1 protein-coding gene is annotated in these 313 nt (G+C 66.8%); it reads left to right on the plus strand.

The genetic code is table 11. From position 1 onward, the window contains the following. On the plus strand, positions 1-313 hold a 313-nt coding region (locus tag NP777_RS47395; protein ID WP_256656402.1), incomplete at both ends, for an AMP-binding protein.

Here is a 313-nt window from a genome sequence, read left to right on the forward strand (position 1 = left end):
CGGGGATACCGGGCCCGTGCTGGTGAACATGTATGGAATCACCGAGACCACGGTGCATGTGAGTTATGCGGCGCTGGATTCCCGTATCGCGACATCCGGTGCGGGGAGCGTTATCGGGGTCGGCATTCCCGACCTTCGGGTGTATGTGCTCGATGAAGACTTGCGGCCGGTGCCGGCCGGTGTCTCCGGCGAGATGTATGTCGGGGGCGCGGGTGTGGCGCGTGGCTATTGGGATCGCCCCGGGCTGACGGCGGGGCGTTTTGTGGCCGACCCGTTCGGCCCGGCGGGCAGCCGGATGTATCGGTCGGGGGAT

The organism is Streptomyces rugosispiralis (genome assembly GCF_024505145.1).
Lineage (GTDB): Bacteria > Actinomycetota > Actinomycetes > Streptomycetales > Streptomycetaceae > Streptomyces > Streptomyces rugosispiralis.